Source organism: Anaerobacillus sp. CMMVII (assembly GCF_025377685.1).
Taxonomy (GTDB): Bacteria; Bacillota; Bacilli; order Bacillales; family Anaerobacillaceae; genus Anaerobacillus.
The window spans coordinates 406,179-424,163 of record NZ_JACEHK010000002.1 but is presented as its reverse complement, the minus strand read 5'-3'; the positions used below and the strand labels follow the sequence as shown (position 1 = coordinate 424,163).

Sequence of the window (17,985 nt, the reverse complement as noted above, 5' to 3'; positions counted from 1 at the left end):
TCTCATTTTAGGGGAGTGATAGAAATGATTGTGGAACAAATAATGAAACGAAACGTCATAAAAATACTCGATACAGCCTCGATTAAAGAAGCGCATGAACTTATGGACAAAAATCGAGTTCGCCATTTACCTGTCGTTAACGAAAAAGAGGAACTAGTAGGAATTATCTCAGATCGAGATATTCGTGACGCTAGGCCCTCGGTTTTTGATACTGAGGAACACTTGGAATACTTCGCAAATCCAGTTTCAAAAATCATGGTGTCAGATGTCATAACTGCTCATCCTCTTGATTTTGTAGAAGATGTCTCGTCTATTTTTTATGAACATAATATTGGATGTCTTCCCATCGAGGTAAACTATAAATTAGTAGGAATCATAACAGAAACTGATATTTTACACACACTTGTCCAATTAATGGGAGCCCATCAGCCAAGTTCTCAAGTTGAAGTTCGTGTTGAAAATATTGCTGGCATGCTCGCTGAAATTGCAACGATAATTAAAAAACGCAATATTAACATTACTAGTGTGTTAGTTTATCCATGTGAAGATTTACAAAATAAAGTCCTTGTTTTTCGGTTACAAACGATGGATCCACGGGGTGTGATTGCTGATATTGAAAAAAATGGCTACAAAGTCCTTTGGCCAAACCTACCAGGAATGACACCATGAAAAATGCTGCTTTTATCTATTCGCAAGAGCAGCAAACCTATCGATTTAGTAGTGACCACCCCTTTAATCAAAAACGTCTTGACTTAACTTTTGACCTCTTAAAATATAGTGGTGCAATTCAAAACAATGATATTATTGCACCTAGAATGGCAACCGATGAAGAATTATTTTTAATTCATGATAAGGATTATGTCAATGCTGTTAAGCTTGCCGGTATGGGCGAATTACATCCATCCATTGCTACAAACTACGGTATAGGAACAGATGATACTCCAATGTTTCCTAATATGCACGAAGCAGCAGCACTTCTAGTAGGTGGCACACTAACTGCCGTTGACTTAGTAATGCAAGGAAAATACTTGCATGCATGTAATTTAAGTGGTGGGCTGCATCATGGATTCAAGGGCCGAGCTTCCGGTTTTTGTATTTACAATGATAGCTCTATCGCTATTGAATATATGCGCAAAAATTACCATGCAAGAGTGTTATATGTTGATACTGATGCACATCATGGAGATGGTGTTCAGTGGGCTTTTTATGATGATAATGATGTTTGCACCTTATCCATTCATGAAACAGGGCGTTTTTTATTCCCGGGAACCGGTAACATTAATGAGCGTGGTAGTGGCAAGGGCTACGGGTATTCCGTTAACATTCCTGTGGATGCGTTTACAGAAGATGAATCCTGGCTTCATGCCTATAGAACATCGCTCAGAGAAGTAGCTGAGTTTTTCAAACCTGATGTTATCATTACTCAAAACGGAGCCGATTCTCACTACTATGATCCACTTACTCACCTTTGTTCAACCATCGAAATCTATCGCGAAATTCCAAAGTTAGCGCATGAAATTGCCCATGAATTTTGTGGTGGCAAATGGATTGCTGTTGGTGGCGGTGGCTACGATATTTGGCGAGTAGTGCCAAGAGCGTGGGCAATGCTTTGGCTTGAAATGACTGACAACCCTAGTGCTAGAGGCACCCTTCCTAAAGAATGGTACACAAAGTGGCAAAAAAAAGCTCCAGTTCAGTTGCCAACTACCTGGGAAGACATTTTACCAATTTATCCTGAAATCCCACGTCATAAAGAAATTGCTGAAAAAAATGCCCTAACTGTTGAAAAAGCCCTTTCTCACCTAAGAAATGAAAAAGAAAAAAGAAAGGAGCAACTGGGATAGTTATTTGTATTGATCGTTTGCAAATTTTATTATCTGAACATTTTTATTTTTAAGTTTATTGATCCGACCTTCTTGGAAATAAATATTGTTAACGCTGTTTTCTCAAAGATTGTTGTTTTTATACTAGCTAGTAATGACAAGTGAGTTTTAAATAGAAAAGCATCGGATTCAATCCCGATGCTTTTTCCTATGAACTATGAATTACATTTTATCAACCATTGAGTTTACAATTGAGAAGGATCTTTCTGAAGCAAGTTTTGTAAATTCTGCAAAATTGACGTTGGCTTCTCCATTTGCTTTATCTGACATCGAACGAATAACGACAAAAGGAATATTATTAAGCATTGCTACATGTGCAACAGAAGCCCCTTCCATCTCAACACATTTCCCCTCAAAAAGCTCACCTAACTCTGCTACCTTTTGGTGATCAGCAATAAATTGGTCGCCACTCAATATTCTCCCTTTTATTACATTCACACCTTCAAGAGCTTTTGCCGCATCTTTTGCAAGGTTGATTAAAGACTCATCTGCAGGAAAGTCAGAGGAGTAAGCAAACATGGGTACTTCTCCTTTTTTAAATCCTAGGGCGGATGCATCTAAATCATGTTGAATTGCACTAGTGGATATGACGATATCACCAATATTTAAATTTGGATCAACCGCCCCTGCTACTCCAGTGAATATTAGTTTAGAAACAGAAAAATGGTCGACCAGAAGTTGTGTTGTAATAGCCGCATTAACTTTACCGACACCTGACTTACAAATAACCACTTCTTTCCCATGAAGTGTCCCTACATAAAACGTGATAGTTGCTTTAACAACCTCTTCCTCAATCTCTATATTTTCCTTCAATAATTTAATTTCCTCATCCATTGCACCAATAATTCCGATTATCATTTACTACATCCTTTCAAAATCAATGTAAAGTTCAGAATATAGAGTGTAGAATTACTGAAGTATGTGTATGCTTCATAGCCTTTACTAACATAATCCTCAATTTCACATTTTACATTCTTTATTATTGTACAGTTTTATTATATAAAAGAAAACCTAGGAAGGATTTCCCAGGTTTTTAAAGTAAGGCTGGTATCGTCATAGATGTTTTAGTCGAAAGTACCTTTTCTACCTATTTACTAAGGAAGGAAAAAAGAGAATTTACTAAAGATCACTTTGCGGGTTATTAGGGTCAGTAATAACGATTACGACACGTCTATTTTTTTGAAGGTTTTCAGATGTTGTATTAGGAACTATAGGTCTTGTATCTCCATATCCTACTGCAAGGAAACGGTAAGGTTCGATCTTATTTTCATCAATAAGGAAACGTATAACACTACTAGCGCGAGCGCCAGATAACTCCCAGTTTGAAGGATAACGAAAGGTACTAATTGGACGACTGTCAGTATGACCTTCGACTTTTACTAGATTAGGAATGTGTTCCAATAAGGTCCCCACTTTTATTAAAAATGGTTTTGCACCATCTAGTATCTGGGCTTCTCCTGATTCAAATAGTGTTCGTTCCTGTAAGACAAGCACAACGCCACGATCATCTCTAAAAGCTGAAATCACATCATGCAACTGATTCTCGACTAAAAACTCTTGGACTTCCTGTAGAAGTCGATCTAGTTCTTGATTACTGTCTTTTTCTTGATTGTTAACATCTCTTAACGGGTCATGAACATTATCCTTCGTTTTTTCCTTAACATCATTGTCTTCATTTAAGCTATCAAATGGGATTATTGAAGGATAAAAATCAAAAATAGCCCTATTTTGAAACGAATCCGCTACAGCTCGAAATTTTGTTGCATCTACTACTGACATAGAGAATAGAAGAATAAAGAATACTAGGATAAGAGTCATTAGATCTGAAAAAGTTACCATCCATTTTGGAGCACCCTTCTCTTGTTTAGGTTGTCTTCTACGCTCCATCAACTACTACTCCTTCTCCTTCTATTTCAATATTTTTCTTGCCATTTTCAGGTAGGAAGGCACTAAGTTTTTCTTCTAAGATTTTTGGATTTTGACCAGATTGAACACCAATAACACCTTCGACGATAATTTGTTTCACGAATACTTCTTCTTCAGTCTTATTTGCTAGTTTACTAGCCATAGGAATAAAAACCAAGTTAGCAAGTAAAGACCCATATAGAGTAGTCAACAAAGCAATCGCCATATTTGGACCTAAAGTAGCTGGGTCATTTAAATTTTGTAACATTAACACTAATCCTACAAGGGTACCAATCATCCCCCAAGCGGGAGCATATTCTCCACACTTTTCAATAATAGCTCGTCCCTTACGATGTCGTTCTTCCATGGCGACTACTTCTGCCATCATAATGTCTTTAATAATATCGGGTTCAATTCCATCTACGGCAAGCAAAACGCCTTTTTTAATAAATGGATCATCAACTTCATCTAAAGTAGATTCAAGCGCTAATAACCCTTCTCTTCTAGCCTTAGTTGAAAGCTCCACAAATGTATTTATTAAAGTCGGTAGATTTTGACGATCTTCACGAAATGCTTCCTTAAAAACTTTAGGGACTAGTTTAATCTCTGGTAATGTGAAGTTAATTAACAGCGCTGCTATTAAACCACCAAATACAACAAAGACTGATGCTGCCTGGATAAAATAGATTACACCATCTAAGCTTTTACTACTACTGTAAATAGCAAACAAAACCATCGTTAAACCTAAAAATATCCCAATTGGTGTCAACAAATCAAATCTTTTCATAACCCTCTCCCTAACTGCGATGCATAGCTTCTCTTTTTATTTATTTTGTAGAATTTCTAAACTCAATTCGATGTGGTAGCAAGACCACTTCGTCTGATACTTCTTCTTTGTTCATATACTTTGTTAGTAAACGCATTGAAACAGCTCCAATATCATACATCGGTTGAACCACTGATGTTAGCGTTGGGCGAACCATTGCAGCTAATCGTGTGTTATCAAATCCAATTACTTCTATGTCTTCAGGTACATTTAATCCCTTGTCCTGTGCGCCATGAATAATTCCTAATGCCATTTCATCTGTTCCTGCAAATATTGCTGTTGGACGCTCACTCAATTCAAGGAATTTTTCCATTGCCTCGATTCCTGAATCGTATGTATAGTCACCTACAACCACATAATCTTCATTAAAAGTAATATTTGCATCTTCAAGTGCTTTTCTAAACCCAGCATATTTTTGATAACCATTTACTGGGTCTTCCAACGAACCCGTTAGCATTCCGATCTTAGTATGGCCATTATCTATTAAGAATTTGACTGCATCGTACGCAGCTTGTTCATAGTTAATATTAACCGATGGAAATTCTTTTTTCTGATCAATTGTTGCTGACAAAACAATTGGTACAGGCGAACGCTTAAACTCTTCTACATGATCATCTGTTATTTGCCCACCCATGAAAACAATTCCATCCACTTGTTTCTCTAACAACGTATTAATGAGGTGGATTTCTTTTTCTTTATTTTGATCAGAATTACACAGGATAATGTTATATTTATACATAGTTGCAATATCTTCAATTCCTCTCGCCAATTCTGCAAAGAAGATACTTGAAATATCAGGTATGATAACTCCGACAGTTGTTGTTCGTTTGCTTGCCAAACCACGAGCTACTGCATTCGGACGATAACCTAATCTTTCAATTGCTTCTAGTACCTTTTTCCTTGTTGTCGGTTTGACATTTGGGTTTCCATTTACTACACGTGAAACTGTTGCCATTGACACTCCTGCTTCTCTTGCTACATCATATATCGTTGTATTCACTTTACATAAAGCCTCCTCTATAATTTCCATAAAATGGTTTTCATTTTTTCGTGATTTTAATCCTATCATACGACACATTTAGGAGGTCTTCAATTACTTTCGATTCTTATATCGACAAAAACCTAATATATTTAAACTATTCTACACAGTTTTGTCGATTTTTTTCTCCTAAATAGCCTTATAAGTTATTGTACACTAATTTTAATCAAAGGATATTTCTTTTGCGCCATCTCAAAAAACTGAAACTAATTATAAAGAACTGTTTTTTGAACGATTTTAGGATTTTCTCCTAACCTATTTTTCATAATCGTGTATTGGATTCGAGTATTAGGATTTTCTTTTAAATCCATTTCAACGACACTTTGAACAGTTGTATGCTGAATGACCTTAATAGAATTAGGATCTGCATCGTATATACTAAACCACTCAATATCATCATTTGATAAAGCTAAATATTGATAATCTTCACTTATACTTAAATCACTTACTTTTCTAGACATTGTCTCTGCTAGCTCATTTGATAAGTATGTTTGATAGTAATTAAACAAATCATTTTCGTTTGAATTGGTGCTGAGAATACTTTATTCCATCAGCATTCATTGTTGCCTCTTCAATAGGCTTTCGCATCATAAGTTCTGCTTCGTATAAGAAACCAATAAGTTGCTTATATTCATACTCATTTACAACTGGTTCTGTAAACTGAGAGTATTCTAGAGGAGTATCCATTTGACCTTGAAAATTGCCCCCATTACAGCCACTGCAGGCCAATACTATTAGAATAAACGTTAAATAACTTCCCTTCATCACTTCAACTCCTAACCCATTTTTTGTTAGGATATCTCCACATCTGGGGAACTATACTTTATAGTTTTGAGTGATTGAGTGTTGAGTGTTGAGTTAATGAAAATAATGCTTAGAAGCAATGAAAAACAACTTAAACCTCTACAGTCAAAACTAAGAAACCTCCCACATTGAATGTAGAAGGTTTCTAAATCTTAAAGTTTGTAGAGCCCTGATTCGCGTAAATCGCCAATAAATTTGTCAAATTGAGCAAAATCCATTTGTTGCGCTGAATCGGATAGGGCCACTGCAGGATCTGGATGAACTTCTGCCATTACCGCATCTGCGCCAATCGCTAATGCAGCTTTTGCAGTAGGTAGAAGCAAATCACGGCGTCCAGTAGAGTGTGTTACATCAACGACAACCGGTAAGTGTGTCTCTTGCTTTAAAATTGGAACAGCAGAAATATCTAGTGTGTTACGCGTAGCTTTTTCATAAGTACGAATTCCACGCTCACACAGAATAATGTTTCCGTTCCCTTTAGAAATAATATATTCTGCTGCATTAATGAACTCTTCAATTGTTGCTGATAAGCCACGTTTTAATAGTACCGGTTTATTGACTGACCCTGCTGCTTTTAACAATTCAAAGTTCTGCATATTTCTGGCTCCAATTTGAATAACATCAATATATTCAACTGCTGCCTCAATATCTTTAGGATCAACAATTTCACTTATAACAGCCATATCGTATTCATCTGCTACACGCTTAAGAATTTGAAGACCTTCAAGTCCAAGACCTTGGAAGTCATATGGAGAGGTTCTTGGTTTGAACGCACCACCACGTAAAAGTTTGAGACCTTGTTCTTTTAATACTTTAGCAACACTTGCAACTTGCTCATAACTCTCTACTGAGCATGGGCCACAAATTAAACGTTGCTTGCCATCTCCAATTGTTTCGCCTTTAATATTAACGATAGTATCTTCAGGATGCTTTTTTCTGGAAACTAAAAGAGCTTTACGATTATCGTCTTCTTGAAGCTCTAAGCTTGCTTTAAAAATTTGCTTGAATAAATGCTGTAATGTAGCCGTTTCAAATGGACCTTCATTGTTTACAGCAATCAAGTCTAACATTTTGCGTTCACGAACAGGATCGAAGCGATTAACCCCTTGGCTACTTTTCACTTTCCCAATTTCCTGAACTAATTTTGCTCTTTCATTAATAGTATCTAATAACTTAAGGTTTACCTCGTCTAATTTACCTCTCAGCTCTTCTAACTGTTCGTTACCCATTCTTACTCCACTCCTCGTTTAGTTATTTAAATGTTTATAAAAATATGATACATTTCTTATAAGTTAGGGATTATTATAAACGATTATACAAAACTTGTCACGACTTTTTTCTTTAATAATTAAACGCTTTTAAGTGTTAAAGTGAAATAGTTGCTGAAAATTATGACTTTTTATTATATATTCCTACTTAAAATAAATTTCATCCGATAAAGAAGGTGTTCAAATGGAGCAACCACCGATTTTTGGACTAGATATTGGAACGCGCTCAGTCGTAGGTCTTCTTTTAAAAAACAATGAGACAAACTACGAAATACTCGATATGGTCATTCAAGAACATGACGAGCGCTCAATGGTTGATGGTCAAATTCATAATGTTATTGCTGTCACTAAAGTCATATCTTCGATTAAACAAAAATTAGAAGAAAAACATGGGTCTTTACATAAAGTTTGTGTTGCTGCTGCAGGACGCTCATTAAAAACAAAACGGGCAAAAGTTGAAGTCGATATTACAAAAAGCCGATCTTCGAACACCAAGACATTTTACACTTAGAGCTAAGCGCTGTACAAAAGCACAATATGAAATTGCCTTAGAATATGAAGGGCATGACAGTATTAATTACTTTTGCGTAGGTTATTCGGTTCTATCTTATCAACTCGATGGTGAAGAGATTGGTAGTCTTGTTGATCAAAGTGGTTATGTTGCAGCAGTTGAGGTTATTGCGACATTCTTACCGAAAGTTGTTGTGGATTCTTTACTAGCCGCCTTGAACCGAGCTGGCCTAGAGCTTGAAGCCTTAACTTTAGAGCCAATAGCAGCTATTAATGTCTTAATTCCTCCAACAATGCGGCGCTTAAACGTAGCTCTTGTTGATATAGGCGCAGGAACGTCTGATATTGCGATCACCGATTCGGGAACGATAACAGCTTACGGAATGGTCCCGGTTGCTGGAGATGAAATTACCGAAGCGATTAGCGATCATTTTTTACTCGATTTTCCCGAAGCAGAAATTGTAAAAAGACAGCTATACACAAACGATGAAGTCGTAATTAAAGACATCCTAGGCTTTGAAACTGTTTATAAAAGCCAGGAAGTCATAGAATTAATTTTACCTGCTATTGAAAATCTCGCGAAAAGTATTACAACAGAGATCCTAAATCTTAATAAAAAACCACCTAAAGCAGTGATGTTAGTTGGTGGTGGGTCAATGACGCCCAACTTAGCAAAAGTCCTTGCGAAATGTTTGCAACTACCAGAAAACCGGGTTGCTATTCGTGGAATCGACGCTATTAAGTCACTAAAACTCACTGAAAACGTTAAAGCTGGACCAGAACTTGTAACACCCATTGGAATAGCTATAGCGGCCAAAGAAAGCCCAGTTGAATATCTAAGTGTCAAAGTAAATGATCAAACCATTCGCCTCTTTGATATTAAACAATTAACGGTTGGGGACGGATTACTAGCAGCTGGAATTGAAATATCAAAACTCTATGGAAAGCCAGGTTTAGCGATCATGGTAAAAGTGAATAACCGATTAATCACTATCCCTGGTGAACACGGGAAAGCACCAAGACTCGAAAAAAATGGACAATCCTGTTCATTAGATATGCCAGTTAGAAACGGCGATACAATATTTGTTCAAATTGGCGCCGATGGAAAGAATGCTGAAGCTATAGTTGGGGATGTCTTCGATTCCTTACCTAGTAAAACAATCATAATTAATGGGCGAAATTATAGTCTTCCAGCTTCGGTAATAAAAAACGGCAAGAAGGTTCATTATCAGATTCAATTCTAGACCGAGATGAGCTTTTCCTTGAAACTTCAGACACTATTGAGAGTGTGTTAGCTGGATTAGAGCTATACGATCTTATACACTATATTAAGCCGCTTGTTGTAAAATTAAATGGGAAAACTGTCTCCATTGTAGACGAAAGTGTTATTTATAAGAATGGAATGAAGGCAAAGGCATCTTCTGCAGTAAAAAGTGGAGATACTATTGTCATCAATAGTTCTCTCCAACAACCATTTACAGTTCAGAACCTACTCACCCAAGAAGAAATACCATTCGTTCAATCTATTACTGTAAACTTTAATGGAATGCCAGTGTTAATTTCTAGACCCTTAGTAGAAGTTAAACGAGGAGTTGAGCAATTAAATTTACAAAGCCCTATTCACTCTGGAGACACTCTAACAGTAACTATGAAGCAAAAACATCCTTTTATTTTTCAAGATATTTTTCGCTTTATTGATTATAATTTTACTGCCCAAGAAAATAAAACAATTAAAATATTGCAAAACGAGACGAATGCCACTTTTTCGACCCCTATTCATACAGGCGATCATTTGGAAATAAAGTGGGTGGAAAAAGTAAAAAGCTAGGATGGTATCCTAGCTTTTACTTTTTCCGTAATTGAGTTTTGAGGGATTACATGTATTTGTTTTCAGAAAGCGATACATCATAAAAATAACTCAGTACTGCTCCTTGAGCTTTTTCGTAGTGATCTCCCAATGGGAAGCATGCCAAGTTACTTCACCATTTTTAAAGAGCAGTACTTGGGGACTTTCGTGTTTTACATTAAATCTTTCAGCGATCTCATTAGAAAATGATCTAGCTTCTTGAACGTTCAGATAATACATGTTCTCTTCCATCTCATTTGCGAATTTCTCATACTGTCGAAATGCTTCATGACTAATTGGGCAAGTTGTACTGTTCTTTAAAAAGAGCACCTTGTCCTTTTCTTCGATTACCTTAACTAATTCATCGATTACTGTTAATTTTTCAAGTGCCATAACTATACTCCTTATTGATGAATTTTTTACATAAGCTGTTTTCGTAAACTTTGTTGCTTTTAGGTCGTAACCAAGCATTTGCTTGGTTACGACCTAAAAGCTAATAGCAACAATCTTCATTAGAAGGTTGTTAACGCAGAATTTATTGAACTGTTGTTCATAAAGCCACACTGTTTAGAGTCTTTACATAAAATAAAGGCTTCCCTTTATAGGGCTAGCCTTTATTTTCTAAAACTCTACGGTTTAAACTAAGCTCTTGTAGGAGCTACTTCTTCTTCGCTAACCTTTTCATCTTGTAGAATTTCCTCATGAAGTTCTGCTACTTCAGCTTTTACAGTATTAGCGATTTCAATACCTGCTTCCTCAAAATTCGCTGTAAGATCGTCTGCCGATTGGCTTAACTCCTCTACATCTCTTCTTACACTGTCAGTTAATTCTTTTACTCGATCTACTAATTGTGAAGATTGCTCAGAAACAGTTTTTGCAATAGTTGTTGACTTCTCTTTTGCAATATGTGCATATTGACTACCTTTTTCTAAGGCTGTTTGTGTAAATCCTGAAGTCTTTTCTTTGGCTGTAAGAGCTTGATTGTTTAAATCTTCTCTTAACTCTTTGCCTGATTTAGGTGCTAATAGTAAAGCAGAGGCAGCACCTACTAACCCTCCAACTAAAGCGCCAATTAAAAAATCTTTTGTATTCATGTTGTTATCATTACTCATTATTCTCTTCCTCCCTTATCTACATTAATGTTTATTCAAAAATAGGCAAATGGTGTTAGTACAATTGTAGATTGCCTATACTTTCACTTAACAATTGAGGTCTGTCTTTTTTTGCTCTGCTTCCTTTTTAGCTTTCCACTTTGAATACAAATCAATAAGGACATTACCCCATTGTACAGTTTGAGCAATATTCTCGCTTTGTTGGTCCGTTGTTTTTGCAACCGTATCAGATACTTTACGGATTGATCGATTTAGTCCACTTAATGAACCACCCAGCTCCTTAACGGAATCAAACACCGTATTTAAGGATTTGGATTTTTCCTGAATATCTTCAGCTAATTGATTCGTTTTATGTAATAGTTCAGTTGTTTCTCTTGTAAGTCCGTCCATTTGTTTATTTAAGCCTTCCATAGTGTTAGCAACATTAAGTAAGGTTTTTTGTACGGCAGTTAAAGTTTTTGCAACATAAATAACTAGTACACTAAAAGCTACCGCTACTAGCGCGATGCTTAAATATAAGATGATCTCCATTTTGTCACCTCCTTGGTAACTGATATAACTTTATACCCTTGTCCTAAAATTATGAAACCTATTAAAAGTTTTACTACCAAAGTTTTAAACCCTTAATTTCCCTTTTATTTTAGCATTTCTTTAACTATTCTACAAAGTATCTACATATCCTTTAAATATTATTGAGAATAAAATTTACTTAAAATAGACGTAAGCCTGTAGTTAAGGTTAAACTATTTTTATATATGAATTATTCATTAGGAGGATTTTTTATGAGAGACCCAAGAATTCAAATACTAGCTAGAAATTTAATTAATTACTCAGTTAGGCTACAAAAAGGTGAGAATGTATTAATTGAGAATTTCGGACTCCAAAAAGAGCTTGTAAAAGCCCTTGTTGATGAAGCCTACAAAGCTGGTGGTAATCCCTTTGTTTCACTTAAGGATCATGAGGTAGACCGTGCTTTGTTACTAAATGCAAATGAAGACCAAATGAATCTTATTGCTGAGTTTGAAGCAACAGTCATGAAAAAAATGGATGCCTATATCGGACTTCGTGCTGGAGATAACATTAGTGAATTATCAGATGTTCCTTCTGAAAAGATGGCTTTACACGGAAAAACTGTTGGGACAAAGGTACATAGAGAAATACGCGTTCCAAAAACAAAGTGGGTAGTGCTTCGCTATCCTAGTGCGTCAATGGCTCAACTAGCAGGAATGAGTACAGAAGCGTTTGAAAACTTCTATTTTGATGTCTGTAACTTAGACTATGGAAAAATGGATAAAGCTATGGATACATTAGTTGAGTTGATGAACAAAACAGATAAGGTCCGGATTACTGGTGAAGGCACTGATCTGACATTTTCTATTAAAGATATTCCAGCAATTAAGTGTGCAGGAGAAATGAATATACCTGATGGGGAAGTATATACAGCCCCTGTCAAGAATTCAGTAAATGGAACAATTACTTATAATACACCATCACCTTACCAAGGATTTACATTTGAAAACATTAAACTTACATTCAAAGATGGAAAAGTAGTTGAGGCTACAGCTAACGATACGGAAAGATTGAATAAAATATTTGATACCGATGAAGGTGCACGTTATATTGGTGAGTTTGCAATCGGCGTAAATCCTTACATTCAACATCCAATGAAGGATATCTTATTTGATGAGAAGATTGACGGTAGTTTTCATTTTACACCTGGACAATGTTATGATGATGCGTTTAACGATAATCATTCTTCAATCCATTGGGATATCGTTAACATCCAACGTCCTGAATACGGTGGCGGCGAAATGTACTTTGACGATGTTCTCATCCGTAAGGACGGCCGATTTGTCATTGATGAGTTACTGGGACTAAATCCTGAAAACTTAAAATAATGTAGAATGTAAAATGTAAAATGTAGAATGTAGAATTTACTTAGGGAAGTGCTTCGTAGCTTTCTGAAGGTAATTTTACATTCTACTTTTTTATTTTTATCTTTCTGTTAAAAAGATGTTTGCTTTTAGGTCGTAACCAAGAGACGGGTTGGTTCTTCACGCTTTGCGTGAAGTTTTTGAGAAAAAACAGTCTTACTAGAAAACACCAATCAAAATGAATTAAATAAAAATAGCTGTTGAGACTTTCTCAACAGCCAGAGGATGACTATTGTCATCCTTTTATCGTTTATTTTCGTATGCTTGTTGGAATTTTTGAATGTCACCTGCACCCATAAATAACAATACACCTGAATCATGTTGTTTCAATTGGTCGATTGTATCTTCCTGTATAAGTTTTGCATTAGGGATTAAGTTTTGCAGATCCTGAATTGTTAACGCACCACCATTTTCCCTAGCTGATGCAAAAATGTCACATAAATACACTTGATCTGCTTTACTTAAACTTTCAGCAAATTCAACCAAAAACGCCTTTGTTCTTGTAAAAGTATGTGGTTGAAAAATAGCGACAACTTCACGTTGTGGATACTTTTGCTTAGTCGCTTCTATCGTTGCAGAAATTTCAGTTGGATGATGTGCGTAATCATCAATTAATACTTGTTCACCAAATATTTTCTCACTAAAACGACGTTTCACGCCCTGAAATGAACGCAGCTGATCTGCAATAATTTGGATCGGTACATCTTCATAATGACAAAGTGCAATTACTGCTAAGGCATTTCTTACATTGTGGTTACCGTATCCTGGGATTGTAAATGAACCGTAAAAAGTATTACGAACAAAAACATCAAACGTAGTACCCTCAGTTGTTGCTTGTATGTTTTGTCCTTGGAAATCATTATGATCGTCCAATCCATAAAATACAACAGGAACCTGCGCTTGAATGCTCTGTAAGTGCTCATCATCACCACATGCAATAATTGCTTTTTTCACTTGCATTGCCATCTCTTGAAATGCTGAAAATACATCTTTAACATCCGAAAAATAATCAGGATGATCAAAGTCGATATTTGTCATAATCGCATAATCAGGCTTATAGTTTAAAAAGTGGCGACGATATTCACAAGCTTCGAATACAAAATATTCACTATTTTCTTCACCCTTCCCCGTACCATCACCGATCAGGAAAGATGTAGGCTTTGCAGCTCCTAATACGTGAGACAAAAGGCCAGTGGTTGACGTTTTCCCGTGCGATCCGGTTACTGCTACGCTAGTAAAATTTTGAATAAATTGCCCTAAAAACAATGGGTATTTATGAACATCCATTGATTTATCGAGAGCCTCGGAGATCTCTTCATTTTCCTCATTATAAGCAGGGGAGGCAATTAGAGTTTGCCCTTCCTGAATATTCCCTCTGTTAAAAGGAAATATTTCAATGCCCTTTTCTTCTAGGGGTTTTTGGGTAAAAAAGGTTTTATCAATATCTGAACCTTGTACCTTAAATTTCATATCATGTAACACTTGAGCAAGGGCACTCATTCCAGACCCTTTAATTCCAATAAAATGGTAGACTGTCATACGTTGGACCTCCACACTTCTGTATTAACCTATTCATTGTTGCTATGCATCCAAACATTTTAGGAACGTGTAGTTATTATATTGGCTTTTTTAACGTGTATTACGACCTCAATTAAGTATATGCCTAATATGTATAAATGTTATTTTTTTGAACACATCCTGAATTATTATAACAGAAAATCTAATTCATCACCAAGAAAAACGTTAAAATGCAAACCAGCCTTAATACTCATACTCATCTACTATTGGAAAATGTTCTTTTTTATTCTATCCAACCTCGGGTAATTAAATGAGAAGTAATTTAGTCCTAATTTATTCTTCATGAGAAAAGGTAGCTACAGCGAGGTAGCTACCTTTTCTATTAAGGTGAATGAACATCCCTTACAATTGCAACAAGATACCAACGTTTATCCTCTCTTTCCTCAAAAACAAAGCGCAGAGCTTGCCAAAGGTGTTCCTGTTCTTCACTTTGTGGCGGAGCAAAAAACTCAACATATTTCCCCTCTGGAAAAGCTTTAGAAAGGTTATTAATAATACCGCCACTTGGCTGATATGTCTGATTAAACGTTGTTAGCTTGTATGATACTTTCTTGTTTAGATACTCGTAATTGATTAAGATCGAACGAATAAAATCTTTTGGTGTATTTTCATAAACAGAGTCATCTTTAGCATAATGGTGGCCAAATACATACTTATTTTCATTTGTGGCAAAGGCTGCAACCTCTTCCCTAGTAAATGTAACATTCTTATCTTTCTCTACATAGGCATATGGTGAGAATAATAAGCCTTTTTCTGGATGAACAGACCTCATTAACAATTCCCAGGACTCATTTTCTAGGTGAGTAAGAATTGCATTTGCATTTGTGGTAAGCATCGTTTCTATTGATGTTTCTAATAGTTGTTGTCCTAGTTCATCAAAATTATTAATTCGAATATGATCTAGGACTCCATTAAACAATAATTCTTTATTTAAATAAATTTCTGCTTGTTCCAGTTCTGTTTTTTCGCGAAGATTTGCTCCTACCCCATGAATGATTAAATTCTTTAAACTTTCTTTATCCATGTGGTTTTTTTCATAGGCATCTTCTAAATCACCTATTAAACGGATCACCGTTTTATCTCCGCTTTCCTCAACACTTTCTAAAGAAATTATCGATAAATCAATTGCTGATTCTGTCATCAGAGGCTCATGATAACTAAAGAACTCAGCAAGGGCCTCTTCAATAGTATCAATTGAAGGATAATATTGTCGAAGAAAAATACCTTTCTCTAAATGAACAGGAAGATACACAATATTAGTATTTAGCGGTACATCAATGATCCCAAAGCCTTCACCCTCGTGATAAAATGGCTCACCATCCCCATAAGCTGTAAAATGCGTTACTTGATCACGAAAATTTGAGGCAAACGTACGAATGGTGAAAAATCCCATGCTAGAACCTGTTGAACCTCTTAAATTCATTAAATCTTCTTTTTGAAAATATAAGTGTAAATGCCCATTCTTTATTTCATATGACTTTAAGGGAATATCGGATCTAGCGTGTCTTAACCCAGTTTGAAGTGCTAGAGAACCATTTAAATCTTCATACTGAAAGTTTATGCGTTGAATTAAATCAATATCTGATTTCCCAGTCATTGGAAGAAAATACATAACATTTTGATCCGTCATAGCCCACAACATGTGTTCTTCATCATCAATAGTTCCGAAATATTTTAATTTTTCTTTACCTTCAAGAACAATTTCTGGCTCATTATCCTCAATACTATCTAATTCCTCTTCCAAACTAACAGCAGGACTTTGTTCATCATTCATAAAGAACTGAAACCCAACAAAAATGACGATCAGAAACAGCGTCAGACTGGTTGCATAGACAAAAATATGTTTATATCCTGTTCTTTTCTCCATTTTATCAATTTCCACCAACAGCTTTTGGTGACCTTTTTGTTTTCTTTCTTGCCTCCAGATCGTTTGATCCAACTCATTAAAACCACGGTCATCCCATTTTTTTCTCATAATCATAGCCCTCCTTCAGCAATACTTCCTCAAACTCTACTAATGCTCTTGCCAATGTCGACTTAACTTTACTTTCAGACCAGCCTAAAATTTCGGATGTTTCTTTAATGGAAAAACTCTTAATTTTTCTTAAAATAATAACTTCACGGTAACTAGATTTTAGGCATTGCAAGAGTTTATAGATCTCTTTCACGCCTTCTTTTATTTCAACTACCTCTTCAGGTAAGGGTGAGACGTCTATAGTTAAAAATAAATTTTTAATGAAAAATAGCGGTTTATTTTTTCGCAAATAGTCAACAGTCACATTATGTGCAATTCGAAAAAGCCATGTTTTTGGACTAGAATTGTGTTGAAAGGAGTCATAAAACTTATACGCCTTAATAAATGTTTCCTGTGTTAAATCTTCTGCTTTTTGATAATCATGGATCATCATGACGATAAATTTGAAAATAGCTTCACTATGATCTACATACCATTCACTGATCTCATTTTTCTTTTTAGACAATGCTCCCTCTCCTTTCTTAATTAATTCTCTATTTAGACGCAAAAGAAAAAGAAAAAGTCGCAGAAAATAGATAAAATGTAAAATAAAAAGTAGCAACCTAATAAGTTACTACTGTAAAATCTCCCTTAAATAATGTTAGTATTCCATGCGAAATAACCTAAACCACCAATAATTAAAAGGCCAAGAGTTACATTTAGAATGATTTGTTTCCAAAAACCTTATCTTCCCTTTGTTGTCGATAGGCATCAATCAGGTGCAACTGAAGCTCCTCCATTCGATACGATCGCCACACCTTTTTAAACGTTAGTTGATAATCCTTCTTCTCTTCTCCAAGAATGCCACCTTCTACGGATATCTTTGTCTGTTCTTCTACTAAGTGAAATACCGTCTCTTCATTATGAAAGCCTGATTTTTCTTCAAAAGGTATCTCCATATCTGTTAATGTTTTCTTTAGGATTGGAATAACATCTTCGCTAGTTGTCTCATAAATTGTCACTTTTTTACCACCAAAATAAGCCCTAAGTCCTAAGCCAATCATTAAAATTATACCTAACATCCCATACCAAAGAATTGGATCAATATCCATACGCTCCATCATCAGAAATTGTAAAATGGAAATAAAGATCAAGGTAATAAACACAATTCTTGACTCAGTAACTACTCCCTTTTGTTTTTGAATCCGAAACGCCTCATACAGGGTAATGATCCCCCAGGTAAAACCAACAATAAATAGCCCAAAGACCTTAAACATGAGTTCGTCAGTCAACATTACCACCTAATTTTCACTTTTTTCTATCAAT

20 protein-coding genes are annotated in these 17,985 nt (G+C 35.7%); 6 read left to right on the top strand and 14 right to left on the bottom strand.

Annotated elements, in window-relative coordinates; genetic code table 11:
- Positions 1 to 24: 24 nt before the first annotated feature.
- Together H1D32_RS06210 and H1D32_RS06205 are read left to right on the top strand one after the other, a co-directional pair.
- The gene (locus tag H1D32_RS06210; protein WP_261177352.1) at positions 25 to 669 is read left to right on the top strand and encodes an acetoin utilization AcuB family protein; all 645 of its coding nucleotides are present in this window, start codon (positions 25 to 27) and stop codon (positions 667 to 669) included.
- The gene (locus H1D32_RS06205; RefSeq protein ID WP_261177351.1) at positions 666 to 1,844 is read left to right on the top strand and encodes an acetoin utilization protein AcuC; all 1,179 of its coding nucleotides are present in this window, start codon (positions 666 to 668) and stop codon (positions 1,842 to 1,844) included. The genes H1D32_RS06210 and H1D32_RS06205 overlap by 4 nt, the downstream gene beginning before the upstream one ends.
- 201 nt (positions 1,845 to 2,045) lie before the next feature.
- On the opposite strand, the gene H1D32_RS06200 is transcribed toward H1D32_RS06205, so the two are convergent.
- The 7 genes from H1D32_RS06200 to H1D32_RS06170 all read right to left on the bottom strand — a co-directional run bounded on the left by H1D32_RS06200 (position 2,046) and on the right by H1D32_RS06170 (position 7,686).
- On the bottom strand, positions 2,046 to 2,741 hold the full coding sequence (locus tag H1D32_RS06200; RefSeq protein WP_261177349.1) for a 5'-methylthioadenosine/adenosylhomocysteine nucleosidase: 696 nt from the start codon (positions 2,739 to 2,741) through the stop codon (positions 2,046 to 2,048).
- A 261-nt stretch (positions 2,742 to 3,002) separates the two neighbouring features.
- Entirely contained in the window at positions 3,003 to 3,770 is a 768-nt protein-coding gene (motS, locus tag H1D32_RS06195) for a flagellar motor protein MotS (RefSeq protein ID WP_261177347.1), read from the bottom strand.
- Positions 3,760 to 4,575: a flagellar motor protein MotP gene (gene motP, locus H1D32_RS06190; RefSeq protein WP_261177345.1), complete on the bottom strand. Its 816-nt coding sequence runs from the start codon at positions 4,573 to 4,575 to the stop codon at positions 3,760 to 3,762. The genes motS and motP overlap by 11 nt, the downstream gene beginning before the upstream one ends.
- Before the next feature lie 40 nt (positions 4,576 to 4,615).
- A complete protein-coding gene (gene ccpA / locus H1D32_RS06185) occupies positions 4,616 to 5,614 on the bottom strand; it encodes a catabolite control protein A (protein ID WP_261177343.1) in 999 nt (332 codons plus the stop codon).
- A 245-nt stretch (positions 5,615 to 5,859) separates the two neighbouring features.
- Complete coding sequence (locus tag H1D32_RS06180; RefSeq protein WP_261177339.1) at positions 5,860 to 6,114, bottom strand: hypothetical protein; 255 nt, start codon at positions 6,112 to 6,114, stop codon at positions 5,860 to 5,862.
- Positions 6,115 to 6,163: 49 nt separating this feature from the next.
- On the bottom strand, positions 6,164 to 6,418 hold the full coding sequence (locus H1D32_RS06175) for a hypothetical protein (RefSeq protein ID WP_261177338.1): 255 nt from the start codon (positions 6,416 to 6,418) through the stop codon (positions 6,164 to 6,166).
- A 191-nt stretch (positions 6,419 to 6,609) separates the two neighbouring features.
- On the bottom strand, positions 6,610 to 7,686 hold the full coding sequence (locus tag H1D32_RS06170) for a bifunctional 3-deoxy-7-phosphoheptulonate synthase/chorismate mutase (protein WP_261177337.1): 1,077 nt from the start codon (positions 7,684 to 7,686) through the stop codon (positions 6,610 to 6,612).
- A 223-nt stretch (positions 7,687 to 7,909) separates the two neighbouring features.
- Between H1D32_RS06170 and H1D32_RS24900 the strand changes: the two genes are divergently transcribed.
- Genes H1D32_RS24900 through H1D32_RS24890 form a run of 3 tightly spaced genes read left to right on the top strand, consistent with a single transcriptional unit; the run spans position 7,910 to position 10,063 of the window.
- Entirely contained in the window at positions 7,910 to 8,236 is a 327-nt protein-coding gene (locus H1D32_RS24900; protein ID WP_314733358.1) for a hypothetical protein, read from the top strand.
- A complete protein-coding gene (locus H1D32_RS24895) occupies positions 8,181 to 9,479 on the top strand; it encodes a cell division FtsA domain-containing protein (RefSeq protein WP_314733357.1) in 1,299 nt (432 codons plus the stop codon). Before H1D32_RS24900 ends, H1D32_RS24895 begins: the two co-directional genes overlap by 56 nt.
- Positions 9,480 to 9,523: 44 nt before the next feature.
- Positions 9,524 to 10,063: a hypothetical protein gene (locus H1D32_RS24890; RefSeq protein ID WP_314733356.1), complete on the top strand. Its 540-nt coding sequence runs from the start codon at positions 9,524 to 9,526 to the stop codon at positions 10,061 to 10,063.
- A gap of 90 nt (positions 10,064 to 10,153) precedes the next feature.
- Here H1D32_RS24890 and ytxJ read toward each other — a convergent pair whose 3' ends face one another.
- The 3 genes from ytxJ to H1D32_RS06150 all read right to left on the bottom strand — a co-directional run bounded on the left by ytxJ (position 10,154) and on the right by H1D32_RS06150 (position 11,724).
- Positions 10,154 to 10,474, bottom strand: a complete 321-nt coding sequence (ytxJ, locus tag H1D32_RS06160) for a bacillithiol system redox-active protein YtxJ (protein ID WP_261177336.1) — start codon at positions 10,472 to 10,474, stop codon at positions 10,154 to 10,156.
- A 248-nt stretch (positions 10,475 to 10,722) separates the two neighbouring features.
- On the bottom strand, positions 10,723 to 11,193 hold the full coding sequence (locus H1D32_RS06155) for a YtxH domain-containing protein (RefSeq protein WP_261177334.1): 471 nt from the start codon (positions 11,191 to 11,193) through the stop codon (positions 10,723 to 10,725).
- A gap of 87 nt (positions 11,194 to 11,280) precedes the next feature.
- On the bottom strand, positions 11,281 to 11,724 hold the full coding sequence (locus H1D32_RS06150) for a DUF948 domain-containing protein (protein ID WP_261177332.1): 444 nt from the start codon (positions 11,722 to 11,724) through the stop codon (positions 11,281 to 11,283).
- Positions 11,725 to 11,975: 251 nt separating this feature from the next.
- Here H1D32_RS06150 and H1D32_RS06145 point away from each other — a divergent pair, with 251 nt between their 5' ends.
- On the top strand, positions 11,976 to 13,091 hold the full coding sequence (locus H1D32_RS06145) for an aminopeptidase (protein WP_261177330.1): 1,116 nt from the start codon (positions 11,976 to 11,978) through the stop codon (positions 13,089 to 13,091).
- A 279-nt stretch (positions 13,092 to 13,370) separates the two neighbouring features.
- Here H1D32_RS06145 and murC read toward each other — a convergent pair whose 3' ends face one another.
- The 4 genes from murC to H1D32_RS06125 form a co-directional block, all read right to left on the bottom strand.
- A complete protein-coding gene (gene murC / locus H1D32_RS06140) occupies positions 13,371 to 14,666 on the bottom strand; it encodes a UDP-N-acetylmuramate--L-alanine ligase (RefSeq protein ID WP_261177328.1) in 1,296 nt (431 codons plus the stop codon).
- A 361-nt stretch (positions 14,667 to 15,027) separates the two neighbouring features.
- Positions 15,028 to 16,680 (bottom strand): hypothetical protein, encoded by a 1,653-nt coding sequence (locus H1D32_RS06135; protein ID WP_261177326.1) that lies wholly within the window; start codon positions 16,678 to 16,680, stop codon positions 15,028 to 15,030.
- A complete protein-coding gene (locus tag H1D32_RS06130; RefSeq protein ID WP_261177325.1) occupies positions 16,661 to 17,185 on the bottom strand; it encodes an RNA polymerase sigma factor in 525 nt (174 codons plus the stop codon). Before H1D32_RS06130 ends, H1D32_RS06135 begins: the two co-directional genes overlap by 20 nt.
- Before the next feature lie 193 nt (positions 17,186 to 17,378).
- The gene (locus tag H1D32_RS06125; RefSeq protein WP_261177324.1) at positions 17,379 to 17,954 is read right to left on the bottom strand and encodes a hypothetical protein; all 576 of its coding nucleotides are present in this window, start codon (positions 17,952 to 17,954) and stop codon (positions 17,379 to 17,381) included.
- Between the last annotated feature and the right edge of the window lie 31 nt (positions 17,955 to 17,985).

Coding starts and splice junctions, on each gene's coding strand:
- ytxJ (WP_261177336.1), bottom strand. CDS start 10,474: ATGGCACTTGAAAAATTAACAGTAATCGATGAATTAGTTAAGGTAATC.
- motP (WP_261177345.1), bottom strand. CDS start 4,575: ATGAAAAGATTTGATTTGTTGACACCAATTGGGATATTTTTAGGTTTA.
- murC (WP_261177328.1), bottom strand. CDS start 14,666: ATGACAGTCTACCATTTTATTGGAATTAAAGGGTCTGGAATGAGTGCC.
- H1D32_RS06125 (WP_261177324.1), bottom strand. CDS start 17,954: ATGTTGACTGACGAACTCATGTTTAAGGTCTTTGGGCTATTTATTGTT.
- H1D32_RS06180 (WP_261177339.1), bottom strand. CDS start 6,114: ATGTCTAGAAAAGTAAGTGATTTAAGTATAAGTGAAGATTATCAATAT.
- motS (WP_261177347.1), bottom strand. CDS start 3,770: ATGGAGCGTAGAAGACAACCTAAACAAGAGAAGGGTGCTCCAAAATGG.
- H1D32_RS24900 (WP_314733358.1), top strand. CDS start 7,910: ATGGAGCAACCACCGATTTTTGGACTAGATATTGGAACGCGCTCAGTC.
- H1D32_RS06145 (WP_261177330.1), top strand. CDS start 11,976: ATGAGAGACCCAAGAATTCAAATACTAGCTAGAAATTTAATTAATTAC.
- H1D32_RS06205 (WP_261177351.1), top strand. CDS start 666: ATGAAAAATGCTGCTTTTATCTATTCGCAAGAGCAGCAAACCTATCGA.
- H1D32_RS06170 (WP_261177337.1), bottom strand. CDS start 7,686: ATGGGTAACGAACAGTTAGAAGAGCTGAGAGGTAAATTAGACGAGGTA.
- H1D32_RS06155 (WP_261177334.1), bottom strand. CDS start 11,193: ATGAGTAATGATAACAACATGAATACAAAAGATTTTTTAATTGGCGCT.
- H1D32_RS06210 (WP_261177352.1), top strand. CDS start 25: ATGATTGTGGAACAAATAATGAAACGAAACGTCATAAAAATACTCGAT.
- H1D32_RS06135 (WP_261177326.1), bottom strand. CDS start 16,680: ATGAGAAAAAAATGGGATGACCGTGGTTTTAATGAGTTGGATCAAACG.
- H1D32_RS06175 (WP_261177338.1), bottom strand. CDS start 6,418: ATGAAGGGAAGTTATTTAACGTTTATTCTAATAGTATTGGCCTGCAGT.
- H1D32_RS06150 (WP_261177332.1), bottom strand. CDS start 11,724: ATGGAGATCATCTTATATTTAAGCATCGCGCTAGTAGCGGTAGCTTTT.
- H1D32_RS06200 (WP_261177349.1), bottom strand. CDS start 2,741: ATGATAATCGGAATTATTGGTGCAATGGATGAGGAAATTAAATTATTG.